The sequence below is a fragment of the Namhaeicola litoreus genome, assembly GCF_042679565.1.
In the GTDB taxonomy this organism is placed as follows: Bacteria; Bacteroidota; Bacteroidia; order Flavobacteriales; family Flavobacteriaceae; genus Namhaeicola; species Namhaeicola litoreus.
In genome coordinates this window covers 183290-208688 of the sequence record NZ_JBHTMY010000003.1, presented here as the reverse complement: position 1 = coordinate 208688, position 25399 = coordinate 183290, and the positions used below count along the sequence as shown (strand labels likewise).

At 35.5% G+C, this 25399-nt stretch carries 23 protein-coding genes; 7 read left to right on the top strand and 16 right to left on the bottom strand.

Translation table 11 applies throughout. The annotated features are described in order from the left end of the window. The first annotated feature begins 200 nt into the window (after positions 1–200). Positions 201–818, top strand: coding sequence for a hypothetical protein (locus ACFQ39_RS08230; RefSeq protein WP_377177924.1), 618 nt, complete (start codon positions 201–203; stop codon positions 816–818). Here the strand turns inward: ACFQ39_RS08230 and wecB are convergent. Genes wecB through ACFQ39_RS08200 form a run of 6 tightly spaced genes read right to left on the bottom strand, consistent with a single transcriptional unit; the run spans position 815 to position 7631 of the window. Continuing rightward, positions 815–1903, bottom strand: a complete 1089-nt coding sequence (gene wecB / locus ACFQ39_RS08225) for a non-hydrolyzing UDP-N-acetylglucosamine 2-epimerase (RefSeq protein ID WP_377177922.1) — start codon at positions 1901–1903, stop codon at positions 815–817. The genes ACFQ39_RS08230 and wecB overlap by 4 nt on opposite strands. Further along, the gene (locus ACFQ39_RS08220; protein ID WP_377177920.1) at positions 1900–3180 is read right to left on the bottom strand and encodes a glycosyltransferase family 4 protein; all 1281 of its coding nucleotides are present in this window, start codon (positions 3178–3180) and stop codon (positions 1900–1902) included. The genes wecB and ACFQ39_RS08220 overlap by 4 nt, the downstream gene beginning before the upstream one ends. Beyond that, positions 3177–4373 carry a glycosyltransferase family 4 protein gene (locus ACFQ39_RS08215; RefSeq protein WP_377177918.1) on the bottom strand — a complete coding sequence of 399 codons (1197 nt, stop codon included), beginning with the start codon at positions 4371–4373 and terminating at the stop codon, positions 3177–3179. The genes ACFQ39_RS08220 and ACFQ39_RS08215 overlap by 4 nt, the downstream gene beginning before the upstream one ends. Next, positions 4370–4891: a methyltransferase gene (locus tag ACFQ39_RS08210; protein ID WP_377177916.1), complete on the bottom strand. Its 522-nt coding sequence runs from the start codon at positions 4889–4891 to the stop codon at positions 4370–4372. The genes ACFQ39_RS08215 and ACFQ39_RS08210 overlap by 4 nt, the downstream gene beginning before the upstream one ends. A 6-nt stretch (positions 4892–4897) precedes the next feature. Next, a complete protein-coding gene (locus ACFQ39_RS08205) occupies positions 4898–7309 on the bottom strand; it encodes a YfhO family protein (protein ID WP_377177914.1) in 2412 nt (803 codons plus the stop codon). Between the two features lie 55 nt (positions 7310–7364). Beyond that, positions 7365–7631 carry a DUF4834 family protein gene (locus ACFQ39_RS08200; protein ID WP_377177912.1) on the bottom strand — a complete coding sequence of 89 codons (267 nt, stop codon included), beginning with the start codon at positions 7629–7631 and terminating at the stop codon, positions 7365–7367. A gap of 96 nt (positions 7632–7727) precedes the next feature. Here ACFQ39_RS08200 and ACFQ39_RS08195 point away from each other — a divergent pair, with 96 nt between their 5' ends. The 6 genes from ACFQ39_RS08195 to ACFQ39_RS08170 are packed head-to-tail and all read left to right on the top strand — an operon-like array spanning position 7728 to position 13372. Further along, complete coding sequence (locus tag ACFQ39_RS08195) at positions 7728–8909, top strand: transporter (RefSeq protein WP_377177910.1); 1182 nt, start codon at positions 7728–7730, stop codon at positions 8907–8909. 9 nt (positions 8910–8918) lie between these two features. After that, complete coding sequence (locus ACFQ39_RS08190) at positions 8919–10040, top strand: GNAT family N-acetyltransferase (protein WP_377177908.1); 1122 nt, start codon at positions 8919–8921, stop codon at positions 10038–10040. Between the two features lie 18 nt (positions 10041–10058). Then, entirely contained in the window at positions 10059–10763 is a 705-nt protein-coding gene (locus ACFQ39_RS08185; protein WP_377177906.1) for a 16S rRNA (uracil(1498)-N(3))-methyltransferase, read from the top strand. Between the two features lie 19 nt (positions 10764–10782). Then, complete coding sequence (locus ACFQ39_RS08180) at positions 10783–11436, top strand: DUF4159 domain-containing protein (protein WP_377177904.1); 654 nt, start codon at positions 10783–10785, stop codon at positions 11434–11436. Between the two features lie 17 nt (positions 11437–11453). After that, the gene (locus tag ACFQ39_RS08175; RefSeq protein WP_377177902.1) at positions 11454–12362 is read left to right on the top strand and encodes a bile acid:sodium symporter family protein; all 909 of its coding nucleotides are present in this window, start codon (positions 11454–11456) and stop codon (positions 12360–12362) included. Further along, on the top strand, positions 12359–13372 hold the full coding sequence (locus tag ACFQ39_RS08170) for a 1-acyl-sn-glycerol-3-phosphate acyltransferase (RefSeq protein ID WP_377177900.1): 1014 nt from the start codon (positions 12359–12361) through the stop codon (positions 13370–13372). Before ACFQ39_RS08175 ends, ACFQ39_RS08170 begins: the two co-directional genes overlap by 4 nt. Before the next feature lie 2 nt (positions 13373–13374). Here ACFQ39_RS08170 and ACFQ39_RS08165 read toward each other — a convergent pair whose 3' ends face one another. The 10 genes from ACFQ39_RS08165 to hemC all read right to left on the bottom strand — a co-directional run bounded on the left by ACFQ39_RS08165 (position 13375) and on the right by hemC (position 25385). After that, the gene (locus tag ACFQ39_RS08165; RefSeq protein ID WP_377177898.1) at positions 13375–16290 is read right to left on the bottom strand and encodes a glycoside hydrolase family 3 N-terminal domain-containing protein; all 2916 of its coding nucleotides are present in this window, start codon (positions 16288–16290) and stop codon (positions 13375–13377) included. Positions 16291–16362: 72 nt separating this feature from the next. Beyond that, positions 16363–16848, bottom strand: a complete 486-nt coding sequence (locus tag ACFQ39_RS08160; protein WP_377177896.1) for an ABC transporter ATPase — start codon at positions 16846–16848, stop codon at positions 16363–16365. A gap of 1 nt (position 16849) precedes the next feature. Beyond that, positions 16850–17665, bottom strand: a complete 816-nt coding sequence (locus tag ACFQ39_RS08155) for an exonuclease domain-containing protein (RefSeq protein ID WP_377177894.1) — start codon at positions 17663–17665, stop codon at positions 16850–16852. Positions 17666–17675: 10 nt separating this feature from the next. Then, positions 17676–19004: a dihydrolipoamide acetyltransferase family protein gene (locus ACFQ39_RS08150; protein WP_377177892.1), complete on the bottom strand. Its 1329-nt coding sequence runs from the start codon at positions 19002–19004 to the stop codon at positions 17676–17678. A gap of 107 nt (positions 19005–19111) precedes the next feature. After that, the gene (hemN, locus tag ACFQ39_RS08145; RefSeq protein WP_377179978.1) at positions 19112–20473 is read right to left on the bottom strand and encodes an oxygen-independent coproporphyrinogen III oxidase; all 1362 of its coding nucleotides are present in this window, start codon (positions 20471–20473) and stop codon (positions 19112–19114) included. After that, a complete protein-coding gene (gene hemE, locus ACFQ39_RS08140) occupies positions 20473–21492 on the bottom strand; it encodes a uroporphyrinogen decarboxylase (RefSeq protein WP_377179975.1) in 1020 nt (339 codons plus the stop codon). Before hemE ends, hemN begins: the two co-directional genes overlap by 1 nt. 25 nt (positions 21493–21517) lie before the next feature. Next, positions 21518–22831, bottom strand: a complete 1314-nt coding sequence (gene hemL, locus ACFQ39_RS08135; protein WP_377177890.1) for a glutamate-1-semialdehyde 2,1-aminomutase — start codon at positions 22829–22831, stop codon at positions 21518–21520. A 3-nt stretch (positions 22832–22834) separates the two neighbouring features. Beyond that, a complete protein-coding gene (gene hemB, locus ACFQ39_RS08130) occupies positions 22835–23803 on the bottom strand; it encodes a porphobilinogen synthase (RefSeq protein WP_377177888.1) in 969 nt (322 codons plus the stop codon). Next, positions 23796–24458, bottom strand: coding sequence for a uroporphyrinogen-III synthase (locus ACFQ39_RS08125; RefSeq protein WP_377177886.1), 663 nt, complete (start codon positions 24456–24458; stop codon positions 23796–23798). Before ACFQ39_RS08125 ends, hemB begins: the two co-directional genes overlap by 8 nt. 3 nt (positions 24459–24461) lie before the next feature. Further along, positions 24462–25385 (bottom strand): hydroxymethylbilane synthase, encoded by a 924-nt coding sequence (gene hemC, locus ACFQ39_RS08120; protein ID WP_377177884.1) that lies wholly within the window; start codon positions 25383–25385, stop codon positions 24462–24464. Positions 25386–25399: the final 14 nt, after the last annotated feature.

Genomic DNA, 25399 nt, shown 5'->3' with positions numbered 1-25399 from the left:
ACTTTTCACTTTCTATAATTAAACACAAATATAGTTTTTAGTTTCATTTATAAACTAATATTTATGTATTTAATTACATATGTAATTTATAAACCCCATATTAATTACAACAACTTATACTTTCCCAAATTATTTTGATGAATGATTACCACGGGCACATGATTATACTCGAATGATTATATTTGAGCCGGAAAAATAATATGGAAATAATCGATCGAAAAACTTTTTATCAAATTCTTATAAAGGCACTGCTTAAATTAGTACTTGCTGGTCTTGTAATTGGATTGCTACATCAATTCGACATCTTAGTTGCGGGAATCCTTTTTGTACACCTGTTAAGAAAAGTCATTCCCATCATTAAAATAGATGGAACAAAAAATTATGTCTTGCTAACAGGAATGATCTTGACTGGAATTTTTGGTGTAATGGCCGAAAAATGGGGCATTTGGAATGGTTATTGGGAATATCACGACCTGTCTAATCATAGGGCATTTCCATATTGGCTGCCTTTTGCATGGATGTTAAGTTTCTATTTTATCTATGACCTTGAACAAAAACTCTTGGAGGTTGTCAAAATAAAAAGACTTTTTAACAAAATTATTCTGGCTTTGGTTATTGCTGCCATTTTTCCGGCATTTGGTGAAATGATCACTATCGCATTAGGAGTTTGGACCTACTCTTGGCCTTGGCAACTTTTTGGCGTGCCCATATATGCCATTATTGCTTTGGTCATTTTACATTTATTTGTTCAAATCTTACTCGTTTTTTATTGTAAAAAATACCAAGTCTCTGATCCTGTCTATTCTATGATCGATTAATTCAATCCAAGTTTATTTTTTAGATGAAAATAGATGGTTTCACCTACATTGTCTCCGTATAAATTCATTTCAAAATTGGACTTAGCCTTTAAAAAATGGTCATAAGCGTCTAACATTTTACCCGCATCAGTTCCCACAATTTTAGCAAAACCATTGTCTACCAATTCTTTCCATTCTGTTTCATCTCTAGCAATTATGCAGTGTTTTTTATTAAAAAAACTCTCCTTTTGTAGGCCTCCACTATCTGTAACTACCATTTTACAATGGGCCAATAACTTGAGCATGTCGAAATAACCAACCGGGTCAATCAGTAATACTTTTGTGGATAACTCAAACTCGGCAATTCTCTTTTTAGTTCTGGGATGCAAGGGCATGACTACTTTTATCTCTTCAGAAATATCATCAAGGCCTTTTAGTATATTCTTTAACTTAATTGGATCATCAGTATTTTCCTGACGATGTATCGTAGCTAGAACGAATTTGTCACTGTCTAGATCAAATTGCTCCAATATGGTTGAGTTGGCTTCTGCTTTTTGATTGTAATAAGACACGGCATCTTTCATGATATCCCCGCTTAAAACAATGTCGATACCAAAATGATCAAAACCCTCGCTCTTTAAATTCTCCAAAGCTTGTTTTGTTGGACAAAACAATTGATTAGAAATGCGATCTGTAATAATCCTATTAACTTCTTCAGGCATCTCCATATTGAACGACCTCAAACCCGCTTCGATATGGGCCACTTGAATATGCATTTTATTAGCTGCCAAAGCACCCGCCAAAGTGGAGTTCGTATCTCCATAAACTACAACTGCATCGGGGTTTTCCAAAACTAGTACCTTTTCTATTTTTTCCAGCATTTTACCGGTCATTGCTCCGTGCATCGATTCATGGATATCCAAGTTATATTTTGGGATTGGTAAATCCATTTCATTAAAAAATATTTCGCTCATATTCTGATCGAAATGTTGACCGGTATGTACTACAATTTCTTCAAACTCATTTTTCTCCACAATAATTCTGCTCAAGACAGCAGCTTTTATAAATTGTGGACGAGCACCAACTATGGTAACAATTTTTTTCATTCAGCATTAATTTTATTCAGTAAAGCATATAAGTTCTTTGCTATTTCCTTCCTATCATATTGATCTATGTTTTCAGAATCAACAAACAAATTCTTTGCCTTATAACTTTTGTAAAATGACAATATTACTTCCTTTAATTTTTCTTTTTCTCTGAAGTCAATTACTACGCCCGATTTAGTTTCATTTATGATCTCTGCCAGATCACCCTCTTTTGGGGCAATCGCCAAAATCGGTCTTTTACTCTGTAAATATTCAAAAACTTTTCCAGTGATAATTCCTTTGGCAAAAGGAACTTGATTTATCGGGAGTAAAAGCACTTGCGCCGAATTCTGATTTTTAACAACCTCATCATAAGGAAGGTAATCTACATAGTTTGTCTGCTTTTCTAGATTATTTTTTTTGATCTGATCTTTGACTTTAGAATCTACCTTGCCTATTAAATTGATCGATAAATCATTGGAAAATTCTTCATCTGCCTTGATTAGATCAGCCAATACATCCCAAAGTATTTCCGGATTCCTGTCAGCATTCATGAGCCCGATGTGAGTCAAACTGAAAGCTGTGTCTAATGATGACATTTTACCCATATTCTTAAAGGCAAACCCATTGCTCAAGACTTCTGAATTGTCATTAAATTGCTTGAAATAATCCTTCATGCTTTTACCCACTACAAGCAGTAAATCCGCCTTTTCTGCGACTTTCTTTTCTAGTTCTGCATGTTTCCTTTTACTTTTTTTTGATAGTGGTAATTGATGAAAATAATCAATATCTAGCCATGGATCTCTAAAATCAGCTACCCATTTTACACCCAATTTTTCTTTAAGCGCGAGTCCAATTAAATGCATGCTATGCGGCGGACCTGAACTTATCACCACATCTACATGGTTATTTCTTAGGTAATCCGTTAAAAAATCTACGGAAGGTTTTACCCAAAACTTCCTCGCATCTGGTATAAAAAAATTCGCTCTGATATATTGCAATTGACGCTCTAAAAATCCGGGGTTAGGATTTAAAAAGCCGGCACTTTCTTGTTTTTTACTCCTGTTGAAATATGTCAAAATCTGGTTTGGTTCAAAAATTTTTGTTCTAATGACTTCCAAGTTATTGGGAACTTCATTTACCAGATTCTGATCTACGATTGCATATTCCGGATTTTCAGGCGTGTAAACCACCACGTCGACACCCATCTCCGTCAAGTATTTCGTAAAATAGAGCCATCGCTGGACTCCACTTCCACCTGCTGGCGGCCAATAATAAGTAATTAAGAGTACTTTCACGATGGTGATTTTATTTTCTGATAATAATCAATCATAGATTTTGACGTTATTTCCCAATGAAAATGATCCTTTACAAAGGCCTTACCGCGCAGACCCATTTTATTTAGTTCTTGTTTATTTTGATACATCCAAATCAACTTCTCCGCAATATCCATTTCATCATCTTCTCTATGCACCAAACCGCAAACCACCTCTTCGACAATATTTTTTTGCGCCAGACAATCACTCACTAGCACAGGTTTTTCCTGACTCATATATTGAAAAATCTTATTGGCATAAGTCGTATCGTGATGCATATTTCTCAATAAAGGAGAAATACATACCGAACTTGCAGCAATATACGACTGAAAAGTCTTTGGCTCTTTCCAACCTTCAAAAACAACAAAATCACCAAGATTTAAATCTTCGACAACCTTTTTTAGATCAGAATCTGAAGAACTCTTACCAACGATAACCAGTTTAAAATTAGGAATAATTTCGACCACATGAGGAATAGATTTAATCACTGAAACCAATCCTCTTCTCAAGCCGGTATCTCCGATATATAGCGCCATAAAATCATTAGAAAACCTTTCCCTAATTTTATTGTCAAATTGAACATTTTCAAAAAAATCTCTAGCCACAGTATTGGGAAGCACGCTGATTTTATTTTCATCTATTTTGCATCGCTCTGAAATTTCTGTTTTGGCTTCTTCAGTAACCACGAAAACGCCATCCGCTAAATGTGCCATTTTACATTCAGCTTTTTTCCATCTTTCTATGGAGATCAAATACTTGCCCAAACCACTATTTACAAAAGAATAGTGCCGCATTATTTCAGGCCTATTCTCGTGAAGATCGAGAACAACTGGAAGCTTAAACGATTTATTCGCATCAAAAACTGCATTTGCAACCGGCAGGTCGTGAATATGAATTACTTCAATCAAGTTATTTTTTAAAAAGTGCCTAATTTTTTTTTGAATAAGGCGATGGTATAGCGGAAAATCATAGGCCAAGGCCGATGATTTATACATTAATTTAGATGTAGGATACCTCCTTACTCTTATACCCCCAACATTTTCCTCGGCAATCGGATTTTTACTTTCTAAACAGAATAGAAAAACTTCATGACCATGTTCAATCAAAGACTTCGCTTCATTTTGCACCCTTGGATCAGGCGGAAATTCTTTGTCTAAAATCATTCCAATTTTCATGGCATCCTTTCAGCATAAACGGCATAATACCTTGGTGTAAATTGGCGTAATACAGGTCGGAATCCAATCTTTTTAACCGGACTTGTCCATTTCGATGATTCTTTGATCTGCCAGCCCGACTTTTCCAAAAGCCAGTCGAATTGCCAGTCTTCAAACTCGTGGTAATGCCTGTCCCACTTATCTGTATTACTTCTATAGGCTTTAGCAAACCATAAATTAAGTGGTACTGTGGTGATGAGTTTATGAGCCTGTACAGCGCTCAAAACATTAAACGGAGCGATTAGATGCTCGAATATTTCAAATGCGGTTACTGCATCAAAATTTTCTTTCACAATAGAAAAGTCAATATCTAAATCTTCTCCTGTAGTATTTATAACCGTATACCCGGCTTCTTCCATCAAAATACTGAGTTCATTGCGAACACCCAAATCTAAAATTTTCGCTGGAGCAGGTAAGACGCGCTGTAAAAATTCAAGCGTATGTGCGAAGCGTTTTTTGGGTGTTACTTTATACTCCATTATGAGCTACTTTCTTTTTTTTAATAAAAAATATCCAGCAATAGTTAAAAAAACAAAAGCCAAATAGGAAATGAGGGAGATGGTTGTACCTGTTCTTATAATTTTCGGTTCGAATTTGAATAAAACAGTGTGATTTCCTGCTGGTATATTCATACCTCTCAAGACATAATTCGCCCTGAAATGAGGTTGAATTACGCCGTCAACATATGCATTCCAACCGTTTTTATAATATACTTCGGAAAAAATAGCCAATTGATCTTTTATTGATGAACTTTTATATTCTAATTTATTGGGTGCATAATCGATTAATGTAATGGTTGCAGAGCTGTCCTTTTGTTTATTTAATTCTCCCATCAAATTTTCATATTCTCGATGAACAACAACCTCTTCCTTTGTTTTTAAACTATCCAAAGATAAAATCTCTTCATTCGCAGAATCTACAAGCTTTACCTTATTTACAAACCAAGCATTTCCATTGGCTTCTTCATTGATTTGTACTTGTGGCGTATTATTCTGATCGGGGTAAATAAAGTATTTTGTATTCAGCATATTCAGTACTTCCATATTGTTCTTGGCAATTTGAAAGTCAAACAACTCCTGATATCTTCTGGGTTTTGCTGCGTGGTAACCACCGATTGAATTGTGATAAAAAGAAGTACTGCCATCATTCATTGGATTTACAGTAAAATTCATCACACGATAATGACCCTTATCCTCTGTGATCAAATCGTTGATTTGTGTTTTAGGAAATGGATTTTCTAAATTCTTACTCGTAACAAAATCCTCATTATTTACGTACCTCCTATCAACCACAACCAAATCCGTTAGGGTGATTACCAATATTCCGATCCAAAAAACATTTTTATTAAGCCTACCTTTAACAAAGAACCAAGCTAATGCAGCTGTTAAAAAAACAAAGATGAAAGAGCGAAAACTGTCATTTCTAAAAATTTCCTTCCGATCTTCTATGATTACATCTGATAATCCAGGTAACATGCTTTCATAAGACGCATCTCTAAAGCTCTCAAAAGAAAAGAATCCGGTTCCAAAAAGTGCAAAAAACAATGCAATTCCACCAGTAATATAGAAGCTTAAACGAACTGCCCTTAGTTTTTGTTCAGAAGAAATATCCTTTTTAAAAAGCGCTTGTAGACCCAATATAGCGAGTAAGGGTATCGCCAATTCTGCGATGACTTGAATAGAGGATACTGCCCGAAACTTATTGTATAACGGCATAAAGTCAATAAAGAGATCTGTAAGCAGACCAAAATTCTTACCCCAACTCAGCAATATCGAAAAGACCGCGCTAATAATTAGCCATTTTTTCCAGGGTTGATTGACTAAAAAAACACCAATCACAAAAAGGAAAATCAATACAGCACCAATATAGGCCGGAGCAGCCACGATGGGTTGATCTCCCCAATACATGGGTGCGTTTTCAGCAAATCCAAGGGCTTGTTTTCGGCCGGCTTTATCCTTTAAAAAATTATAAATATTTGAGTCTGTTCCCAAATTTTCATTATTAGACCCACCTTTAAATCTCGGAATAAACAAATTGAATGTCTCAACAATTCCATAACTGTATTCTGTAATATACTCTTTTGATAATCCACCCGTTGCTTCCTTTTCTGATCCATCCGGATTAATCGTCAATTCACTTTTACTTCTCGTACTTTCTGCAGCATATTCTTTAGTGGCCAACAAGGATGTGGCATTCATACCCAAAGCCAAAAATGAAGCCACAAAAAACACAGTTAATGATTTAAAATAATCCGCCAAGCTTTTCTCCTTAATGCTTTCAAATAGCTTAACCAGTCCGAATATTGCTCCGAAAAATAGTAAGTAATATGTCATTTGTGGGTGACTGGCTGCTATTTCTAAAGAAAGAGCAAGAGAGGCTGTGATAAATCCGAGTACGTATCGTTTATCAAAAATTAAAACGAGACCGGCTAAAACCAAAGGCATGTATCCTATGGCATGAGCCTTGGCATTGTGGCCCACTCCCAAAATAATGATCAAATAAGTAGAAAAACCAAAACCGAGAGCTCCGATAACAGCTGTCTTCCAATTTACTTTTAAGCTGAGAAGAAGAACAAAAAAACTAATAAAATATAAAAACAAATAATCAGCCGGACGTGGTAAAAATCGTATCCAACCATCTAATTTTTTGATATAGTCGTGCGGATAATAAGAACTGAGTTGATAAGTAGGCATTCCACCAAAAGCTCTATTAGTCCAATAAGGTTCTTCTCCTGTTTTTGCTCTGAAGTCTTGAACTTCTTTGGCCATTCCCCTAAACTGGGCAATATCACTTTGAAAAAGCTCTTTCCCATCCAATACAGGCGAAAAATAAGCCAGTGAAGCAATAATAAAAATTGAAATGGCAATAAAAAAAGGAAGTGATTTTTTAAAACTCATGGGTGATTGCTAGTTAAAGCAACAATATTACAAAAAATAAAGGTTGTTAAGAGAATTAATCAACTTCTTCATAATCTACATATTCGCCCACAGACTTGCTCGTCTCCTTCATATCCGGCACTTTGTCAACGATAGTTTCTCCAACTTTTTGATTGGGTTGAGGCTGGTTATTTTGATATTGATTGGCCTGTTTTTCAAAGTTTTTGACCATTTTTTTAAAGAAGACAGGAAATAAAATTCTACCGACCAATTTCATCCCGTAATACAGCAACATGATGATCAAAATTGTTCGAAGAATCCCTTGTAATGAAGCCTCTTGCATATTTTTTTCAATTAAACGTCAAAAATAACAATTTGAGAGCAAGTTAAACGTTAATAAAAAGAAAAACTTACTTTTGACTAAAACCCATTGAAAAGGATGCCTCGCTTTTTAAAACTCTTACCTTTTATTTTATTTGTTCAATTTGGCTTTGCCCAATATACAGAATTGATCAACTCAAAACGGCCGGGATTTTCGGATAGCCCCTATAGTGTTGGAACGAAAGTCTATCAAGTGGAAAGCGGTTTTTTCTACAAAAATGTAGGGAACTATTTATACTATGATGAATTTAACAAGCCTTTTGAATATAGTTCTGATGGATACGGTTTAGATGTTTTTTTACGATCAGGATTATTTTTTGAAAGATTAGAATTAAATCTTGATATGGCTTTAGCCAATGAAGAACGATACTATACTCAACCTCAAGATTCTACTGCATCCGGTTTTGGATTGAGTAGGATGACTATTGGAGCAAAATATTTGGTGTATATGCCCAAGTACAGAGATAAATCTAAGGAAATAAGGAGCTGGGAAGAAAGGCACAAATTTGACAAAAGAAGGTTGATACCAGCAGTGGGTATTTATGTAGGTTTAAATACCAACTTATTGATGGATATGTACAAAAGTAAATTTGGTGTGAGTCCGAGATTTGCAATTTTTACTCAAAATGATTTAACAGACAGATGGATTTTATTAATGAACTTTATATCTGACAAATGGAGTTTTCCTGATGAAGGTGAATATGATTATATATATGAAAATTCAATTATTGTTACATCAACTTATACTTTAACACCAAAAGTTTCTGTCTTTGGTGAAATCCAATTATTTAATCGCGCCGATTTACCTGACGATTTTCAATTTGGAGCAGGAGGCGCTTACCTCATAAATCCAAATTTACAAGTTGATCTGTCTGCAAGGATGATTTATGACCAGTACGAAAAGTCCACATACCTCTTCAATACAGGTGTTTCTTGGCGCTTAGACAGACACAAGGATAAAATCATTCAAGCTGAGGCCAATAATGATGATCTTGCACTGCCACAGGAGAAAAAAGGATTTTTAGGCGGGTTATTTGCCGGCTCCTGGTTTGCCAAAAAATCCAACGACAAAAAAATGAGGGAGGTAAAGGTGAAAGAAGCAAAATCCAGATCCGGACTTCAAGCTCCTGTAAATAAAAAAGCAGAAAAAGCGAGAAAAAAGAGAAATAAACAGCTCATTAAAGACCAAAAGCAAAAAGAAAAGGCACAAAAAAAATACAGCAAACAAGAAAATGGCTAATTTTGGCCAATGATTACGATTGAAGAAATATATGGAAGAAAAGATTTAAAAAGATTCGTAAAGTTTCCATTTCAGCTGTTCAAAAATAGTCCTTATTGGGTGCCACCTATAATTTCTGATGAATTAGACTCTTTTGATAAAGATAAAAATCCGGTTTTCGAACATGCGAGTGCCCGTTTTTTTTTAGCCTTTAAAAACGGAAAAATTGTTGGTCGGATAGCAGCTATTATGAATCAACTGGAAATTGAGGAGCAGAAAATTAAAAAAATGCGCTTTGGTTGGTTCGATGTAATTGATGATATTGAGGTGAGCAGGGCATTATTAAAAAAAGTCTATTCTATAGGTAAAGAAAACGGACTTGAATTTATAGAAGGGCCAGTTGGTTTTTCTAATCTTGACAAAGTAGGTGTATTGGTGGCAGGGTTTGACCAGTTAAGCACTAGTCTTACATGGTACAGTAAACCTTATTACAAAGAACACCTGGAGCAATTAGGATATACTCCAGAAAAGACTTTTAGAGAAAGCTTTTTGTTTTTTGATGATCTGGATATTGATCGTTATCACCGTTTTTCCAAAATTGTTCAAGAAAAATACCAAGTACGAGCCTTAAATTTCAAAAACTCAAAAGAAATCTTTCCTTTCGTAGATGAAATGTTTGAGGTTTTTAACAAGTCTTATGCACGACTTTCCTCTTTTGTACCCATCACAAAAAGTCAGATCAATTTTTTCAAAACGAAGTATCTCAGCTTCATTAATCCGGAGTATATCAAATTCGTCATAGATAAAAATGACAAAATAATAGCTTTCGCTATTACTATGCCTTCCTATGCTAAGGCAATGCAAAAAGCGAAAGGCAAACTCTTTCCATTTGGTTTTTGGCATTTATTAAAAGCTCGAAAATCAAATGATGTTGTTGATTTCTACTTAATAGGTGTCTTACCCGAATATCAAAACAAGGGTATCAATGCTATAATTATGAGTGAATTTTATAAAACCTACAAGAAGAACAATATAAAAATCGCCAACCAAACTCCCGAATTAGAAGACAATACGCAAATACATTCCATGTGGAAAAATTTTGACATCAAAGTCACTAAAAGAAGGTGTACTTATAAACTTCCGATAAGCTAATCAATTAAGTTGTCGATTATGCAATTATTTTTTCAACCCACCATAAACAAAAACAGCTCAGTCCATGTTTTCGATAAAGAAGAAAGCAGACATTTAATTAAGGTTTTGAGAAAAAAAATCGGTGATCAAATTTTTATAACGAACGGAAATGGGCTCTTATTAACAGGGGAAATATCCGAAGCGAACGAAAAACGCTGTTCTGTGGACATTGTCTATGTACAAGAGAAAGAAAAGAATCGGAATTACCATTTACATATTGGAATAGCGCCAACAAAAATGAACGATCGGTTAGAATGGTTTATCGAAAAATCAACCGAAATTGGGATAGACGAAATTACCCCCATAATTTGTGACAGATCCGAAAGAAAAGTAATTAAGCTAGATAGGCTTGAAAAAGTAGCTATATCGGCAATGAAACAGTCCTTACAAACCTTCTTACCCAAAATAAATCCAGCCATTGATCTTCGTGATTTTATAGAGAATTCCAGCGAAGAATGTAGACTCATTGCACATTGTGAAAATCAGAAAAGAATGGAGCTAAAAAATATCCCGGCAGCTTCAAATTATAATATATTGATTGGCCCTGAAGGCGATTTTAGTCTAGCGGAAATTGAACTTGCTTTGCAACATCAATATAAACCTTTATCTTTGGGAATAAACCGTTTGAGAACTGAAACGGCGGGCATCGTAATTTGTCAGGCCATCTCAATGAATAACAGCTAATTAACTAAATGATTCTGATTTGATTTTTGCTCGTTTTCAATTGATAACCTTGCTTTTGGTTATTTTTTCGTCTGTTGGTCTATCAGCCCAACAATTGGCAATTCTCAAATATGAAGGTGGTGGGGATTGGTACGCAAATCCAACTGCAGTTCCTAATTTAATTAAATTCTGCAACGAAAATATCAATACAAAAATAGACTTAAAAATAGCTACAGCCGATCCTAGTAAAACAGATATTTATGCCTACCCTATTTTGTTTATGACGGGCCATGGAAATGTTTTTTTTAATGATGAAGCTGTTAAGAATTTAAGAGCGTATTTGAGCAATGGTGGGTTTTTACATATTTCAGACAATTATGGTATTGATCTCGCTTTGAAACGAGAAATGAAAAAAGTTTTCCCCGACTTGGATTTTATCGAATTGCCCAATAATCACCCTATTTATCACCAGAAATATAACTTCGATCAATTACCCAAAATACATGAACACGACAATAAACCTCCGCAAGGACTCGGATTAATACTTGAGGGAAGATTGGTTTGTTTTTATGATTATGAATCTGATCTGAGCGATGGCTGGGAAAATGAAGAAGTCCATAATGACTCCTTTAAAGTGAGACTGGAAGCACTGAAAATGGGTGCAAATATAGTTTCATATGCCTTTACCAATTAAATTTTGAACGAGTAGCTATGCATATAGACGACATACGTATAAATTTTAATGCCGATAATCTATGGCTGGTTAATTTTGCATTGGCACTAGTCATGTTCGGTGTGGCACTCGATATCAAGGTATCTGATTTCACAAGCCTTTTCAGATCACCAAAACCTGTAATCATCGGAATCGTTACACAATTCATCCTTATACCATTGGTATCTTTTCTTTTTATTCTTGTCATACAGCCCCAAGCAAGTGTGGCGTTAGGCATCATGATGGTAGCAGCTTGCCCCGGTGGAAACGTCTCTAATTTTATGACTAAAATGGCAGGGGGAAACACAGCTTTATCTGTAAGTTTAACAGCTTTCGCAACTTTAGCCGCATTGATTATGACTCCTTTGAATTTTGCACTTTACGGTAATTTATATGCTCCCACAGCAGAAATTTTAAAGAGCGTATCCTTAAATCCTTTAGAAGTAACTAAACTAGTACTCCTCATATTAGGTATTCCACTTTTTTTCGGTGTTTTAATCAATCACTATAAACCAAAACTATCTAAAAAAACCTCGAAAATCCTAAAACCTGTCTCTGTTATTATATTTCTATCCTTTATAATCATAGCCTTTTTAAACAATTTTGAAATTTTTATTAAGCATGTCCATTTGGTTTTGTTCATTGTACTTGGGCACAATGCGATTTTACTCTTAACAGGATATTTATCCGCTCGTTTTGGAGGTCTTGATTATGTTGATCAAAAAACAATCAGTATCGAATCTGGAATTCAAAATTCCGGATTGGGCCTTATGCTGGTTTTTACTTTTTTTGATGGTTTAGGTGGCATGGCTCTTTTGGTTGCATTTTGGGCAATTTGGGATATAGTTTCGGGCTTGTTGGTTGCATTTTTATGGTCTGATAAAAGGGTCAAAACAGCCAAGGCATGAAAAGTATTTGGTATTTATTTTTGCGTACTTATGCCAAATTAGGATTCTTCTTCTTTTACAAAAAGATCATTGTAAAAGGCACCGAAAATATTCCAGCAAACAAACCAATCATGTTTGTATCTAATCATCCAAATGCCTTAATAGATCCTCTACTGGTTGCTACTACGAACCATAGAACCATTTATTTTTTTACACGTGCCGCTGTATTTAAACCCGGACTAGTTGAATGGTTTATGAGATCTGCAAACATGCTACCGGTTTACAGAATAAGAGATGGGATAAGTACAGTAAAGAAGAATGAAGCAGTTTTCGAGTATAGTTTCACTTTACTTAAAGAAAAACTCGCTCTATTGATTTTTGCAGAAGGAAGCCATAGTTTAGAGCGAAGAGTTAGGCCCCTTAGTAAAGGTTTTACTCGGGTAGTATTTGGTGCTTTAGAAGAATATCCCGACTTAGATATAGCCATCGTTCCAATAGGCATTAATTATAATTCGCCAACTCAATATGGGTCTAAAGTTAGTCTGCTATACTCACCTCCTATTTACGTAAATGATTTTCGGTCTGAAGATCCAAATATTCGAGCAATTGAATTGACAAAAGCAACCTCCGATGCTTTGAAAAAGATAGTTTGTCATATAGAAGATCCTGATTTTGATGCATCTTCAATAGATACAGAGGAGTATTTAGACCCAGTAGAATTTAACCAAAAACTATCGTCGGGAAACCTAAAGCGTGTTCCGAATATCAAGAAAAGGCAATTCAATTTTTTTGGAGTACTTTTTAAAATCAATAGTTTTCTGCCCCTTTTATTTTGGAAAAAGAAAGAAAAAGAAATTGAAGAAGCCGAATTTATTGCAACTTATAAATACAGTATCGGGATTACCGCATTTCCAATTGTTTACCTGATACAAGCCCTTATTCTAGGTGCTTTTTTCGGAAAAGAAATTGCATTGCTTTATTTTATTGCTTCATTACTAGTAGCATTAATCTATGTTAAAACCAAACATTAGTCTTATTCTATTATTGCTTCTTGAATCAATCTTTGTACTTCTGGTCTGATGTTATTTGTTGCGAGTTTGGTGTTTTCTCTTGTCGGATAGACTCTATTTGAAAGGAATACGTAGACAATTTGTGTCTCCGGATCTACAAAAGTATAAGTTCCTGTATAACCACTATGACCGAAACTGTGCATAGAAACACAACCACAAGTCGCCTTTTCACGTTCATCTAATTGAGGTTTATCAAACCCTAAACCTCTTCTATTCCCTTTATTCTGAAAATACCTATGGTTAAATTTTTCTAATGTTTCCGTTTTCAAATAACTTTTTCCCCCATAATATCCATTCTGAAGGTACATCTGCATCATCTTTGCCACATCGTTCGAATTGCCAAATAATCCTGCATTTCCACTTACGCCACCTAACATGGCGGCTCCTTCATCATGTACAGTTCCGTGTAACAATTGATAACGGAAAAATTGATCGTCTTCTGTGGGTACTATTTGACTTTTATTAAACTTATTCAAAGGATTGTAAGTCAATGTTTTTGCACCGAGTGAAGCGTAATAATTTTCATCAACCAATACATCCAAAGGCTTCTGATATGTCCTTTCCAGATAATCTTTAAAAAGATGAAAAGGTAAATCACTGTATTTGTAAGATAAAGTTCTGTTTTGAGGCGCCTCAGCTATCTCTTTATAAATTTGATCATAGTAATCGTTGCGCAAATACATATGATCTGCCACTTTTACATTGTACAAACCCCCGGGTTGCGTTTTATAATAAGTGTCAAGCGGTTTATTAGTTTCAGGATCCAAGGTTTCTTTATAAAAAGTAATATAGGGTTTGAGTTTTCCGTAATGCGACAAAACTGCCTTCACACTGACATCCTCTTTATTACTTCCCTTGAGCGAAGGAATTATTTCTCCCAACTTAGTATCTAAGGTAAATTTCCCCTCCTCCTCTGCTTTCATGATCATAGGAAGCGCGGCTAAAATCTTGGTCACAGAGGCCAAATCATAAATGCTTTCATTGGTCACTGGTTGTTCTTTATCGTAGGTATAATAACCAAAACTCTTCCTATACACTACTTTACCATCTTTAGCCACCAATACCTGAAGTCCGGGAGCCATTTCATCCTCAACGACAACTTTTGCGATTGAATCAATTCTTGTTAATTTATCTGAATCTAAACAAACCTCCTCAGGAATAGAATAGCCCAATCTTTGAATTTGCGAAATTTCCATTCCAGTTCCAAAACTAAATTCATCGTTAATTTGAACCGGAAGTTTTCCTTTAAAATCCATAGCTCCAAAAATCATTTGTGCGGATAAATCTTGGAAAATAGGAATATTTTGGTATGAAACGATGATGGCATCGATATTCTCTGTCGACTTCAGTTGTAATAGACTATATGGACTAGCAAATATATCGAGTATAACCTTGTGCTTTCTTGCAATTTCTTGAATCCAATGAAGTTCTGTATCACTAATTTTATAGCTGGAATAAGCACTTGCTCCGTTGCTGTGAAATCCTATTATAACAGTTTGATACGATTCTAATTTATCTAGCACAACATCAATTGTTTTTCCAGAAATCACATCTACCGTAGCATAATCTTTTAATCTTGAAACAAAAGTGTCATTTTGATATTCACCTAATTTTACATAGGCAATTTTATTACTCTCTAAATGAGTTATTGGCAATAATTCATTGTCATTTTTTACTGCGGTAATAGAATTAGCCACCAACTTTCTCATTAACAACTCATCTTGAACGTTAGATAAATCTTTGTTAAGTCCATTTAAATTAATGGGTTGATAGTTATTCAGACCGGCCCAATATTTTGCTTTTAATATTTTTCTGACTGAGTAATCTAATCTATTTTCATCAAATTTCTTTTCTTGAAATGCCTTTTTGATTAATTCATGTCCTTTGCCTACATTCTCTGAAAATAATAGTACATCATTCCCAGCTAAAAAGGCGGCTAAATCAATTTCACCTGGTTTGGCAAAATTTGCTGCGCCTTTCATATTGAGCGCGTCAGTATAGATCAATCCTTGAAAATTCAACTTATTTTTAAGTAAATCAGTAATTGCCTTTTTTGAGATTGAAGTTGGTAATCCATTTGTTGATTCGATTGCAGGAACATTTAAATGCGCAACCATTACTCCGGTTAAACCCTTATCAATAAGATATTTATAGGGATAAAGTTCTACAGAATCCAATCTATCCATATCAAAATCTACAGTTGGTAAAGTTTTGTGTGAGTCTTGTGCGGTATCTCCATGGCCGGGAAAGTGCTTGGCACTCGCTAATATCCCTTCTCCCTGCATGCCTTTTAAAAAACTTTCAGCTTTCAGCGCCACATTATTTTTATCGACACCAAATGATCTATTTCCGATTATCGGATTAGCCGGGTTAGTATTGATATCTACACTAGGAGCAAAATTAATATGCATACCTAAACGCTTGAGCTGGTGCCCCACGCTCCTGCCATATTCCTCAATCAATCGATTATTTTTTATAGCACCAAGGGGCATATTATAGGGAAAGCGCGTGACCTCTGGTAAACGCATATTCAGACCCCATTCCGCATCTACACCAATGAGCATTGGTACTTCTGAGATTGCTTGATATTGATTAATTAATTTTGCATGCCCTTCAGTCGTACCCTGAAAAAAGATCAACCCACCAATTTGGTACTTCCTTACAATGTTTTCTATTTCATTGATATGGGCTTGATCTTTGTTCGAATAAGCTGCCACCATAAATAATTGAGCGATCTTTTGATCGACAGTCATTTTATTCATGATACTATCAACCCATTTTAATTGATTGATACTATCTCTGGTAATAAGTGGATCTTTTTGCGCCCATGAATTAGCGATGATCGACACAAAGAAAAATGTCAATATGTTTTTGAACATTGGAAAATATTTAAAAGTTAAAAGAAAATTGAGAGATAGTTTGTTTCAAATATATTCCAAATATAGAAATTGTTAGTTGAAAAATCGACTATGCCAACTTTTCTCGCCTTCAATTTCCCATGATGATTCTAATTCTTTTTTAGTTCCTATCATGTTATTAAATACGATTGTTTTCGGATTAACCTTTTGCTCTGAGGCAAATTGTTTAAAATCGTTGAGGGTGACAACATTAATATGTTCACCTGATCTGAATGCTGTTTTCATTTTATTCAACAATTCGATTTGATATTTCTGTTCAATTTGTTTGATGAGGTGTGTAGAGGCGTCTATTGAACAACCTGAAACCGGATTGTAAGATTCATCGACAGAAAGAATAATAAAATGATTGTACTTTATTTGAAATGAAGCCTTTAGATCCTCACCATGTCTCTTCCATTGTTGGGTGAATTTTTCCAGCTCTTTACTAATTTCCTCCGCTTCATGCTCAGTAAGCGCCCGATTGGATTGATAAACCCAAACCCTTGCAGTCTCTGATAATTGATCAAATTGCACCAACATACTATATCTTTTTGAATTTATTTTTTAAATCGTCTAGCGTATATTTTTGAGTCTGATTCGCCATTCGCTCTTTAATCCCTTTTAAAACTTTTTTTGTATACAACGGAAAATCAGCATTTTGTATCCAGCTGTAATAACCCGGATCACTTCTAAATATTTCTTCAACGGTTCTTCCTTTATGTTTACCAAAAGTTAAAATCTCCTCATCCTTATCATTGTACATAACAAAGCCAGCAAAATCTGCTCTTTCTCTTTGTGTTGAAAACTCACTTAAAAAATCTATAGAATTTTCAATATCATCATATTTTTCAACTTGAGCTTCTAAGATTTCATAAGTGGCCTGGGTGTCTGCTTTAGCAGAATGCGCATTTTCAAGTTCTTTACCACAATAAAAAGAATAACCTGCAGCGAGGTTTCGCGGCTCTTTTTTGTGGAAAATAACCTGCACATCTACAGCTTTTTTACCATCCATTTCAAAATTGATGCCTGCTCTCAACATTTCTTCTGCCAAAAGAGGAATATCAAAACGAGTTGAATTAAATCCTGCCAGATCTGCTCCTTCTAAAATTTTGCTAATTTCGGGAGCAATTTCCTTAAACTTTGGTTCGTTGGCTACTTTTTCATCCGTAATTCCATGGATATCTATTGACTGTTGGGGAATTTTCATTTCCGGGTTAACCAACCATGTTCTACTCTCTTTATTTCCATTTGGATATAATTTGAGAATAGAAATTTCCACAATTCGATCAGTAGCGATCTGAACACCCGTAGTTTCTAAATCAAAAAATATGAGTGGTCTATCGAGTTTTAAATTCATTTATTCTTTTTTAAAAATCAGCGTTGGTATCCCAAGCCTCTAAATAATCTGCCACTTTTCTGGCAAACATGCTACCCAAAGCACCATTTACTACGCGATGATCATAGGAATGAGAAATAATCATTTTATGACGTATTCCGATAAAATCACCATCTGGAGTTTCTATCACAGAAGGTAATTTTCTGATTGAGCCTAGAGCTAAAATTCCTACCTGAGGTTGATTGATGATGGGCGTACCCATAATACTGCCAAAAGTTCCCACATTGGTTACCGTGTAAGTACCTCCTTGAATGTCATCCGGATTCAATTTTCCATTTCTGGCGCGAACAGCCAAGTCATTAACAACCTTGGTCATCCCAATTAAACTCAATGTATCAGCATTTTTAATCACTGGGACAATCAAATTACCATCAGGTAATGCCGCTGCCATGCCCAGATTGATATTCTTTTTTTGAATAATCTTTTCTCCATCTACGGAAATATTCATCATCGGAAAATCTTTCAAAGCTTTTGCGACCGCTTGCATAAAAATAGGCGTATAGGTAATTTTTTCACCTTCGCGTTTTAAGTAAGCATCCTTTACTTTGTCTCGCCATTTCACAATATTGGTTACATCCACTTCTACAAAACTCTGCACATGGGCAGAAGTTTGTTTAGAATCTACCATATGTTTGGCAATTAATTTACCCATTCTGGTCATTTCTATGACTTGGTCAGATCCAGTATATGAAATTTGCGGAGTTTGAACAGCTGCTTGCTTTGGCGACTCGGTACTTGAGACAATTGCGATCTTTTCTGGTTTAGTACCCTTGTTTCTATTTTCAATATAAGCGAGTATATCTGTTTTAGTGACTCTGTCTTCTTTACCTGTGCCTACTATAGACTCGAGCTCTTCCATTGAAATATTCTCTGCTCTGGCTATATTTTTAACTAATGGCGAGTAAAATTTTCCTGAAGAATTTTTGAACTCAATCTGTTCTTTTACTCCTTCTATGTCCTTTTCTATTTTCTCGGCTATAGGCTCCATCGCTTCCAATTCTGCTTGGTCGTCTTGGTCTACTTTGTCAGGTTTATCAACAGATAGGTTTTCTCCATTGGAATTGATCTCGATAACCGCAATGGTTTCTCCAACTTTTACCACATCATCTACATTAAATAGCCTCTCCAAAAGTACACCTTCAACTTCACTTGGCACTTCAGAATCTACCTTATCAGTGGCAATTTCTACAACAGGTTCATCTAATGAAATCTTTTCTCCTACCTCCTTTAACCAAGATGTAATGGTCGCCTCAGCAACACTTTCGCCCATTTTTGGTAACTTTAATTCGAACTTCGACATATAAAAAAAGATTTGTCCACAAATTTATGAAATTAATTACATTCGATTTCCTAGAGTTTGGATTTTCTGAAATCGATAATTATAGATCTGAGTAAAAATAAGAAATACTAAATGGTCATTGAAAAAATTCTGGTTTCAGGTTTATTTTCTATCAATCTCAAGTCAAAGGCCATACATATATTTCGTACAAACATACGACCTTCTTCTTTGACGAAAACCCCACTATCCGAAAGTTCTAACAATCCATCCTCCACCAAACTTTTCAATCTATTTTTGATCCCATTTTTTGTTTCCTCAGTAAGTGAAGGATGCCAGGAAGTTTCTAAATGACACATGAGATCTAAAATGCTCTTTCTAATCACCAAATCCTCTTCTGTAAGTAAATGTCCTCTAAAAATAGGTAATTTCCCCTCTTCTACCCTTTGGGTATATTCCGAAACACTTTTTTCATTTTGAGCGAAAGCATACCAAGAATCACTGATCGAGGACATTCCCAATCCAACCATTAAGGCTGTTTTACCGGCAGTATAACCCATAAAGTTTCGGTGAAGCTTTTTATTTTCCATCGCTTTATACAAACTATCAGTTGGTAATGCGAAATGATCCATTCCAATTTCTACATAACCATTGTCAAAAAATAATTGCTTACCTAGCTCGTACAAATGCCTTTTTTCTTTGTCTTGTGGTAAATCGCCCTCATCAAAACCTCTTTGTCCTACACCTTTTATCCATGGCACATGGGCATAACTGTAATAGGCTATTCTATCTGGTTTTAACGCTATTGTATTTTTAATTGTATTTCTGATACTGTGTTCATGTTGAAAGGGCAATCCAAAAACCAAATCATGACTTATTGATTGGTATCCTATTTCCCTTGACAATTCGTGTACCTTTTTGACCTGCTCAAAACTTTGAATTCTATTGATGGCTTTTTGAACAACAGGATCATAATCTTGAATTCCAAAACTATTACGTTTAAAACCCAAATCAAACAAGCCTTTTAATTGCTCTTCACTCGTGTGGTTTGGATGTCCTTCATAGCTAAATTCGAAGTCCAGACATTTCTCAGAAGTACGTAAAATTCCCTCGATGAGTTGTGTTAAATGTTCGATAGAAAAAAAAGTTGGGGTTCCACCACCTAAATGAATTTCTTTTATCCTTGGTTTTTCATCAAAAAGTTCACAGTACAACGCCCATTCTTTTAATAGCGTAGCAATATAAGGTGCCTCTACACCGTGTTGCTTTGTGATTTTTTTATGACAAGCACAAAATGTACAAAGACTCTCACAAAATGGTAAATGAATATATAAACTGATGCCCTCTGTTTGATTGCTTTCTTTAAATGCCTTAACAACAGTACTTTTCCAATCTTCCATATCAATTCCGGCTTTGTCCCAAAAAGGCACCGTGGGATAACTGGTATATCTCGGACCTGGAATATTGTATTTTTGAATAAGGGCAGAGTTCATCATGAATATTCTTTTACAGCATCAATAAAAGCTTGGGCATTTTCTAGTGGGACATGTGGCAAAATGCCATGACCTAAATTTACGATATATTTATCTTTACCGAACTCATCTATCATTTGATGTACTAGTCTCTTGATTTCCGCCGGTGGTGATAATAACCTTGAAGGATCAAAATTACCTTGAAGTGTTATCTTATTACCGGTGAATTGCCTTGCTAATTTTGGAGTGATGGTCCAATCTACCCCAAGAGCAGAAGCATTAGATGCTGCCATTGCTTCTAATGCAAACCAACAGCCCTTACCGAAAGCGATGACTGGTGCATGGTCTTTTAAGGCCTCAATGATTTGATTGATATATTGCCATGAAAACGTTTGATAATCTGTAGGAGATAACATTCCCCCCCATGAATCAAATACCTGAACCGCATTTACCCCGGATTTTACTTTTTCTATTAGATATAGAATAGTGAGATCCGTAATTTTTTGCAACATTTCATGTGCTGCTTTTGGTTGTGTAAAACAAAACTCCTTCGCTTTGTCAAAAGATTTAGATCCTCGTCCTTCTACACAATAGCATAAAATTGTCCAGGGAGAACCAGCAAAACCTATCAACGGAATCTCATCGTTTAACATCTCTTTGGTCAACTTAATCGCATCCATTACATAGCCCAAACTCTCATTCACATCGGGTAATTGTATGTTATCTACATCCTTCTGACTGCGAATGGTATTAGGTAAATAAGGACCAAAATCCTTTTTCATTTGCACTTCAATCCCTAAAGCTTGCGGAATTACTAGAATATCTGAAAATAAAATAGCGGCATCCATACCGTACCTTCTAATAGGCTGAACAGTAATTTCAGCGGCTAACTCTGGCGTTTGGCATCTTGTAAAAAAATCATATTTATCACGTAAAGCTCTAAACTCAGGTAAATATCTTCCTGCCTGACGCATCATCCAAACCGGCGGCCTAGGCACAACTTCTTGCTTTAATGCTCTTAGAAATAGGTCGTTTTTTATCTTATTCACTTGTTTAATTTAATGGTTAACGAGTAACTTTTACAGTTTCAGCCACTTTCTTAAGCGCTGTATGAATTCCAGAGGTTACTTTTTTTATTTCATCTTTCGTCATAGAACTACACAAAAACCAAGATTCAAATTGCGATGGCGGAATAAATAATCCTTCTTGTATCATTTCCCAAAAGAAAATTTTAAACATTTCCGTATCGCTTTTTTGCGCTGAAGGAAAGTCAGTGACAGGTTCTTTTGTAAAAAAAGGATTGACCATAGAACCAAAGCGATTTACCTGAACAGGTAAATCAAACTCTTTAGACCCTTTTAAAAATGCTTTTTCGATTTTCGCAGCTATCTTGTTAAACTTTTTATATGGATTTTGCTTTTTTAGTTCTTTCAAAGTAGCAATTCCTGCAGCCATAGCAATAGGATTTCCTGACAAAGTACCGGCTTGATAGACAGGTCCTAATGGAGCGACCATTTCCATGATCTCATTTCTAGCACCATAGGCACCCACCGGAAAACCTCCACCAATTACTTTTCCCAAACAAGTGATATCGGCATTAAGGCCAATTAGGTCTTGAGCTCCGCCAAATTTTGATCGGAAACCGGACATTACCTCATCAGCGATAATTAATATCTTATGCTCTTTAGCTAATTGATTTAGCCCTTTGATAAAATCTTCATTTGGCAAGACAACACCCATATTTCCCGGTATTGGTTCAATAATGATTGCCGCAATATTGTGGTTTTCTTTGATATGGTTTTTTACAGATTCAATTTGATTAAACTCTGCAACTAAAGTATTCTTTACTGCATCTTCAGGTACCCCTTTACTGCCAGGCAAACTCAAAGTTGCTAAGCCTGAACCTGCAGCCACAAGCAATGCATCAGCATGACCGTGATAGCCTCCCGAAAATTTGATGATTTGATCTTTTCCTGTAAATGCTCTTGCCAATCGGATAGCACTAAAAACGGCTTCGGTACCTGAATTCACAAAGCGAATTTTGTCCATTGAACCAAACGCAGAGCAAATCATTTTTGCCAATTTCAATTCTCCTTTACTAGAAGCACCAAAAGAATAGCCGTGCCTTAGCGCCTTTTTTATTTTTTTTTCCACAGCAGGAAAACGATGCCCTAAAATCATAGGGCCATAAGAAAGCACCAAATCGATATACACATTATCATCTACATCGATGATTTTACTTCCCTTTGCACTCGAAATAAACAAAGGTGATCCTCCAACAGATTTAAAAGCTCGAACAGGAGAATTGACGGCTCCTACCAAATGAGCTTGTCCGCGTTCGTACAATTCTTGTGAATTCTTAAATTTTTTTATCGACATTTTCTACTCTTTTTTATTTAACAATTTAGCTGCATCTTTTGCAAAATAGGTAATGATTAGATCAGCACCAGCTCTTTTCATAGAAAGTAAACTTTCCATCATTACGCGTTTTTCATCAATCCAACCTTTTGCAGCTGCTGCTTTTACCATGGCATATTCGCCACTTACATTATAGCAGGCCACTGGTTTGTCGGTTTCATTTTTTAGATCTCTGATCACATCTAAATAGGATAAAGCGGGTTTTACCATTAAAATATCGGCTCCTTCAGCTTCATCAATTTCTGCTTCTCGCAACCCTTCTAGCCTATTTGAAGGATCCATCTGATAAGTGCGGCGGTCTCCAAAGCTTGGCGCCGAATCTGCAGCATCTCTGAACGGACCATAAAAGGCAGAAGCATATTTTATCGCATAAGACATAATAGGCAAATTGTAAAAACCTTCTTGGTCTAAAGCTTTGCGTATGGCTTGAATCATTCCATCCATCATCCCTGAGGGTGCAACCATATCTGCACCAGCTTTTGCATGTGAGACAACTTGTTTTTGTAAATTAATTAATGTAGCATCATTCACCACATCACCATCTTCAATCACTCCACAATGTCCGTGATTGGTGTATTCACAAAAACAAACATCTGTAATGACATATAAATCAGGAAAATTTTTCTTGATATATTGAATGGCTTTTTGAATAATGCCTTGGTCATTCCATGTTTCACTGCCAACCTCATCTTTATGAGTAGGAATCCCGAATAAAATGACCGCAGGTATATTGAGGTTGGTAATTTCTTCTAATTCGTTATGTAATTGATCTAATGAATATCGAAAAACACCGGGCATGGAAACAATTTCAGTACAAACATTCTCTCCTTCCTCAATAAACAAGGGATAAATAAAATTATCTACACTGAGTCTATTCTCGCGCACCAACCTTCTAATGCCTTCTGTTTTCCTTAGTCGTCTAGTTCTATGCATAGCCATACGTTTCGTTTAAGGTATTAATCAAACCATCTACAGATTGCTCTTCTGCAACAAAAACCTCTTCAAAAAAATCAGTCGCAGTAATTGCTGTCGTATTACCCAAGCAAAAAGCAATCGCTTCTGGTTTATTCTTTTGACAGAAACTCCGAACACCAGAGGGACTGAAAAATAAAATACCATCAAACTTTTGAATAAATTTTGGTTTTAACAAATCGGTTTGATAGACCACCTGTTCATCAACCAAAATTTCATTTTCCTTCAACAAAGCCGGCAATTCATTTCTTCTGAGGTTTCCACAAAAAAAAGTGATCTTTTTGGGTTTTTCCAAAATCAAAAAATTGGCCAAATCGAAAGCATTTTCAGCAACAAACTCGGCATTAATATCTAATTGCTTTAGAAATTCAGCCGTTTTTTCTCCAACACAATAGACCTTTACACCCTTTAAAGCACCTATTAATCCGCCTTTTTCTAGTGCTTTAACAGCATTTTTGCTAGAAAAAACAACAAAATCAGATACATGGTCTAATTTGAACTGATCATTTATTGTGATTTGTATCAATTCTTGTTCGATCAAATCGAAATTTGCCAGTTTCATCTTTTGCTCAGAAGAGAGTAACTTTGTGACTAGAATTGATTTCTTTTTCGTCATTATTTAGTGAGACATTTGAGATTTAATCTTCTTCATCAAGTTAGAACCTCCCGAATTTAATAACTTCAAGGCACAATTCTTCCCGAAATTTTCCCAATTTTCTAATTTCTCTTCTTCGTGTATTTCAAAACTTTGACTACCGTCCAAATCAATCAAAATACCATCAAAAGTTATGTTTTCATCCTCAATTTTGGCATGTGCCCCAATTGGCGCAGTGCATCCTCCTTCAAGCGTTTTCATAAACGCCCTTTCTATATAGGTAGCTTTCTCTGTTTTTTCGCAATTCAATTTTGCCATTTCAGATAAAAAATTAATATCTCCATCAAGGGCGACGACCATAACGGCTCCCTGTGCCGGTGCCGGTATCATCCAATCTAAAACTTCAAAATTTTTAGGTAATAAATCTATTCTTGTCAATCCTGCCTCCGCAAAAACAGCACCTTGCCAATTACTCTCATATAACTTCCGCAAACGCGTGTTGACATTCCCTCTTAAATCGACTACTTTGTATTCAGGATACTTTTTTAACCATTGGGCCTTTCTTCTTAAACTACCTGTTGCAATGGTCAAAACTTTTTCTAAATCTGAAGTATCTTTTTTGTTATTAAAAACCAGAATATCTTTAACAGGCCCTCTTTTCATTACTGCCACCTGAACAATTCCTTTCGGAAGATCCGTAGGCACATCTTTCATAGAATGTACGGCAATATCTATTTTACCTTGCAAGAGTGCTTCATCTAAAGATTTGGTAAACAAACCTATTCCTCCAATTTCGTGCAGAGGCTTATCAAGAATTTCATCCCCCTTGGATGACACCTCAACAATTTCTGAGGTAATTTGTATTTTAGAGAGATTTTGCTGAACCAAATGCGCTTGCCATAAAGCTAACTCACTTGATCTTGTTCCTATCCTAACGATTTTTTTCATGGAATATGTGGAGC